This is a genomic window from Pseudomonas sp. NPDC087614, from assembly GCF_044743485.1.
GTDB classification, from domain to species: Bacteria; Pseudomonadota; Gammaproteobacteria; order Pseudomonadales; family Pseudomonadaceae; genus Aquipseudomonas; species Aquipseudomonas baetica_A.
This window is the reverse complement of record NZ_JBIUWN010000108.1, coordinates 9151-14351: the sequence shown is the minus strand read 5'-3', so window position 1 is coordinate 14351 and position 5201 is coordinate 9151. Positions and strand designations below refer to the sequence as shown.

At 58.3% G+C, this 5201-nt stretch carries 6 protein-coding genes and 1 pseudogene; 6 read left to right on the top strand and 1 reads right to left on the bottom strand.

Translation table 11 applies throughout. The annotated features are described in order from the left end of the window. Positions 1–126 precede the first annotated feature (126 nt). Positions 127–945 (bottom strand): inositol-phosphate phosphatase, encoded by an 819-nt coding sequence (gene suhB, locus ACIOWA_RS25765; RefSeq protein WP_016773320.1) that lies wholly within the window; start codon positions 943–945, stop codon positions 127–129. A 145-nt stretch (positions 946–1090) separates the two neighbouring features. Here suhB and trmJ point away from each other — a divergent pair, with 145 nt between their 5' ends. The 6 genes and pseudogenes from trmJ to iscA form a co-directional block, all read left to right on the top strand. Further along, positions 1091–1861 (top strand): tRNA (cytosine(32)/uridine(32)-2'-O)-methyltransferase TrmJ, encoded by a 771-nt coding sequence (trmJ, locus tag ACIOWA_RS25760; protein WP_401162583.1) that lies wholly within the window; start codon positions 1091–1093, stop codon positions 1859–1861. 3 nt (positions 1862–1864) lie between these two features. Further along, positions 1865–2641: a serine O-acetyltransferase gene (cysE, locus tag ACIOWA_RS25755; protein WP_339432824.1), complete on the top strand. Its 777-nt coding sequence runs from the start codon at positions 1865–1867 to the stop codon at positions 2639–2641. A gap of 232 nt (positions 2642–2873) precedes the next feature. After that, on the top strand, positions 2874–3365 hold the full coding sequence (gene iscR, locus ACIOWA_RS25750) for a Fe-S cluster assembly transcriptional regulator IscR (RefSeq protein WP_009045442.1): 492 nt from the start codon (positions 2874–2876) through the stop codon (positions 3363–3365). A 50-nt stretch (positions 3366–3415) separates the two neighbouring features. Beyond that, on the top strand, positions 3416–4630 hold the full coding sequence (locus ACIOWA_RS25745) for an IscS subfamily cysteine desulfurase (RefSeq protein ID WP_401162581.1): 1215 nt from the start codon (positions 3416–3418) through the stop codon (positions 4628–4630). Positions 4631–4713: 83 nt separating this feature from the next. Continuing rightward, positions 4714–5100, top strand: a complete 387-nt coding sequence (gene iscU, locus ACIOWA_RS25740; RefSeq protein WP_003227907.1) for a Fe-S cluster assembly scaffold IscU — start codon at positions 4714–4716, stop codon at positions 5098–5100. Between the two features lie 34 nt (positions 5101–5134). Continuing rightward, positions 5135–5201: pseudogene (iscA, locus tag ACIOWA_RS25735) on the top strand (iron-sulfur cluster assembly protein IscA); the annotation flags it as partial.

The following is a 5201-nucleotide window of genomic DNA, read 5'->3' as shown; positions in this document are numbered from 1 at the left end:
GGCCTTTTTTCGTCTGTTGCCCGCACAAAAACAAACGCCCCGAACAAGTCGGGGCGTTTTGTTGGGCCTTCATCAGTGTGTTTTCACACAGTCTGCGAAGGGTGCTTTTTGCGTTTCGCTAAAAGCTTAGCGCTTCAGCGAAGCCGGCAGGTGCGGCTGGATCGCCGTCAGAACTGCCTTGAAGCACTTGGTGTTGCCGGCAACGATGTGGCCTTTTTCAAGGAAATCGTGACCGCCGGTGAAGTCGCTCACCAAACCGCCGGCTTCTTGAATCAGCAGGGCGCCTGCAGCCATGTCCCACTCGGACAGGCCCGACTCCCAGAATGCATCGAAACGACCGGCAGCGACGTAAGCCAGGTCCAGGCTCGCCGAACCAGCGCGGCGGATGCCGGCAGTTTGACCCACCAGAGCGCGGAACATGCCCAGGTAGTTGTCGAGGTTGTCCATCTGGTCGTCCCGGAACGGGAAGCCGGTGCCCAGCAGGGCGCCGTCGAGGCTGGTACGACCGCTGACGCGCAGGCGACGACCGTTCAGTTGAGCGCCGCGACCACGGCTGGCGGTGAATTCTTCCTGGCGAACCGGGTCCAGAACCACTGCGTGTTCCAGGCGACCGCGATATTTGCAGGCGATGCTGACGGCAAAGTGAGGAATGCCGCGCAGGAAGTTGGTGGTGCCGTCCAGTGGGTCGATGATCCACAGGTATTCTTCGCCTTCGATGCCGGTGCCGGCGTGCAGGCCAGTTTCTTCACCCTGGATCGAGTGATTCGGGTAAGCCTTGCGCAGGGCGTCGATGATTTTCTGTTCGGCGGCACGGTCAACCTCGGATACATAATCCTTGGCGTCTTTTTCGTCGACCTTGATGGTATCCAGGCGCTCGATGGAGCGGAAGATCAGTTCACTGGCGCTGCGGGCGGCGCGCAGCGCGATATTCAGCATGGGCTGCATGGATGTGTCACCTAAGGTTGTTAAAGAAAGCCGCGCATTCTATCAGAACTTTTCTTCAGGTGAAGGACGCTGTTCGCTTTCATAGCTTAACGGTAGGCTGTTCTGTAAGATTTGCACCCCTTCCCTGTGTCCGAGAGCGCCTCCCTTGCTGCAGAACATTCGTGTCGTCCTGGTCAATACCAGCCACCCCGGCAACATCGGCGGGGCTGCGCGCGCCATGAAAAACATGGGTCTGTCGCGATTGGTGCTGGTTGAACCGCGGCTGTTCCCGCACCACGAAGCCGATGCTCGTGCTTCCGGTGCCGGTGACATTCTTGAAAACGCGCAAGTCGTCGCCACTTTGGAAGATGCCTTGGTCGGCTGCAATCTGGTGCTCGGCACCAGTGCTCGTGATCGGCGCATTCCGTGGCCACTGCTGGATCCGCGCGAATGCGGCACCAAAGTGGTTGAGGAGGCCGGGCAGGGTGCCGAAATCGCTCTGGTGTTCGGTCGTGAAGATTCCGGCCTGACCAATGAAGAGTTGCAGCGATGTCACTTTCACGTGCACATCCCCTCCGATCCGGAGTTCAGTTCGCTGAACCTTGGCGCGGCGGTGCAGGTGTTGAGTTATGAAGTGCGCATGGCCTGGCTGGCCGCACAGGGTCAGCCGAGCAAGATCGAGAAAGAAGAAGTGGCCTCGGTGAAAAGTGTCGAACTGGCGACCATGGATGAGTTGGAGCGATTCTATGAGCATCTGGAACAGACGCTGGTCGCCATCGAATTCCTTGATCCGGAAAAACCACGGCACTTGATGGCGCGCCTGCGCCGGTTGTACGGACGCAGCTCGGTCAGCCGGGCGGAAATGAATATTTTGCGTGGCATTCTCACGGAAACCCAAAAAGCGGCCCGTGGTGAGCTTCTTAAGCGGAAGGACTAAATGATGTTTGAGCGTTTGCGTGAAGATATCCAAAGTGTGTTCCATCGAGACCCGGCGGCGCGTAACGCTTTTGAAGTCCTGACCTGCTACCCCGGGATGCATGCGATCTGGATTCACCGATTGGCCGGGATGCTCTGGCGCCATGATCTGAAATGGCTGGCGCGTCTGGTGTCGAACTTTGGTCGCTGGTTGACCGGGATCGAGATTCATCCGGGGGCGAAAGTCGGTCGACGCTTCTTTATCGATCACGGCATGGGGATCGTCATTGGCGAAACCGCCGAGATTGGCGATGACGTAACCATTTATCAGGGCGTGACCCTGGGTGGCACCAGTTGGAATAAAGGCAAGCGCCATCCGACGTTGGGTGATGGCGTTGTGGTGGGGGCAGGCGCCAAGGTGCTTGGTCCATTCACGGTCGGCGCTGGTGCCAAGGTCGGCTCCAATGCCGTGGTAACCAAAGAAGTGCCGCCGGGCGCCACGGTTGTGGGGATTCCTGGGCGAATCATCGTCAAATCCGATGAGGAGCAGGACGCCAAGCGCAAGGCCATGGCCGAGAAGATCGGCTTCGATGCCTATGGTGTCAGTGAGGACATGCCTGACCCGGTGGCGCGTGCCATCGGTCAGTTGCTTGATCACCTGCAAGCGGTGGATGGGCGACTGGAGGGGATGTGCGGCGCGCTGAAGGATCTGGGCAGTAGTTACTGTGCGAAAGATCTGCCTGAGCTGCGTGAAGAAGACTTTGCCTGCGTCAAAGGCAAGGATCAGAGTCAGGCGAGCTAAACCGCGTCGTTTTCTTCGCGAGCAGGCCAGCGTTGCACTGCATTCCCTTGTGGGAGCGGTCTCGCTCGCGAAGAACGATAACGCGGTATGTCTGGCTGTGCGCCACCAGCCTTTGCTATGATGCGCGCGCTCTTTTGCGGGTAAACCCGACTAAAGCACTAGGTCTTATAGTTGACTTAAATGCTCGGGAATTGCATACTCCCGCCCATTCTGAACTCCGTGGTAACTGTCCATGCGACTGACTACTAAAGGCCGATACGCCGTGACCGCCATGCTCGACCTGGCGTTGCACGCGCAGCACGGGCCCGTGTCTCTGGCCGATATCTCCGAGCGCCAAGGCATCTCCCTGTCCTACCTCGAACAGCTTTTTGCCAAGCTGCGCCGCAGTAACCTGGTTTCCAGTGTTCGCGGTCCGGGCGGTGGCTACCAGTTGTCCCGCGACATGCAGGGCATTCAGGTTGCTCAGGTGATCGATGCGGTGAACGAGTCGGTCGATGCTACCAAGTGCCAGGGCCAGGGCGATTGCCATTCCGGTGACACCTGTCTGACCCATCATCTGTGGTGCGACCTGAGCCTGCAGATTCACGAATTTCTGAGCGGTATCAGCTTGGCTGACCTTGTGACTCGCCGTGAGGTGCAAGAAGTAGCCCAGCGTCAGGATCAGCGTCGTTGCAATGGCAAGGCGCAGCACCTGGACAAGATTGAAGCGTCCGCCGTCGAATGACAGCCAAAGAGCTAGCGGCACGCCAGCCAGCCTGATTTAGGAGATAGTCCATGTATTTGCCGATTTACCTTGATTACTCTGCGACCACCCCGGTCGATCCGCGCGTTGCGCAAAAGATGAGTGAATGCCTGCTGGTCGACGGAAACTTCGGTAACCCGGCGTCCCGTTCCCATGTGTTCGGCTGGAAGGCTGAAGAGTCCGTCGAAAATGCCCGTCGTCAGGTGGCCGACCTGGTCAACGCCGACCCGCGCGAAATCGTCTGGACTTCCGGTGCTACCGAGTCCGATAACCTGGCAATCAAGGGCGCGGCACATTTCTACGCCTCCAAGGGCAAGCACCTGATCACCTCCAAAATTGAGCACAAGGCTGTCCTCGACACCATGCGCCAACTGGAGCGTGAAGGTTTCGAAGTGACCTACCTCGATCCTCAGACTGACGGTCTGATCACTCCTGAGATGATCGACGCCGCGCTGCGCGAAGACACCATCCTCGTGTCGATCATGCACGTAAACAACGAAATCGGCACCGTCAACGACATCGCTGCCATCGGCGAACTGCTTCGTTCGAAAGGCATCCTGTTCCACGTTGACGCCGCTCAGTCCACTGGCAAGGTCGAGATCGACCTGCAGAAGCTGAAAGTCGACATGATGTCGTTCTCGGCCCACAAAACCTACGGCCCTAAAGGCATTGGCGCGCTGTACGTCAGCCGCAAGCCGCGTGTGCGCATCGAAGCGACCATGCACGGCGGCGGTCACGAGCGCGGCATGCGTTCCGGCACTCTGGCGACTCACCAGATCGTCGGCATGGGCGAAGCGTTCCGTGTGGCCAAGGAAGACATGGTTGCTGAAAACGTTCGTATCAAAGCCTTGAGCGATCGTTTCTACAAGCAGGTCGAACATCTGGAAGAGCTGTACGTAAACGGCAGTCTGACTGCCCGCGTTCCGCACAACCTGAACCTGAGCTTCAACTACGTTGAAGGCGAATCGCTGATCATGGCGCTCAAGGATCTGGCGGTTTCGTCCGGTTCGGCCTGCACCTCGGCATCGCTTGAGCCTTCGTACGTACTGCGCGCTCTGGGCCGCAACGACGAACTGGCGCACAGCTCGATCCGCTTCACCTTCGGCCGTTTCACCACCGAAGAAGAAATCGACTACGCCGCGCAGAAAGTCTGCGAGGCCGTTACCAAGCTGCGCGCTCTGTCGCCGCTGTGGGACATGTACAAAGACGGTGTCGACATTTCGAAAATCGAGTGGGCGGCACACTGATTTCAAGTCGCCGCGAACCGGCCCTGTCAACTCAGGTTGTGGGGCATAAAGAGCGACTCTCTGATGAGTGAGGATTAAGAATCATGGCTTACAGCGAAAAGGTCATCGACCACTACGAAAACCCGCGTAACGTCGGCAAGATGAATGCCGAAGACCCGGATGTCGGCACTGGCATGGTCGGCGCACCGGCGTGCGGCGACGTGATGCGTCTGCAGATCAAGGTCAACGATCAGGGTGTGATTGAAGACGCCAAGTTCAAGACCTATGGCTGCGGTTCGGCCATCGCTTCCAGCTCCCTCGCTACCGAGTGGATGAAGGGCAAGACCCTGGACGAAGCGGAAACCATCAAAAACACTCAGTTGGCCGAAGAACTGGCCCTGCCGCCAGTGAAAATTCACTGCTCGGTACTCGCTGAAGACGCTATCAAAGCGGCCGTTCGCGATTACAAGCAGAAGAAAGGCTTGATCTGACTTTCAGGATTTGGCGACGAGTAAGGAGTCACCGTTGGCTATCAGCATGACAGAAGCGGCTGCTCGACACGTGCGGCGCTCCCTCGACGTGCGCGGCAAAG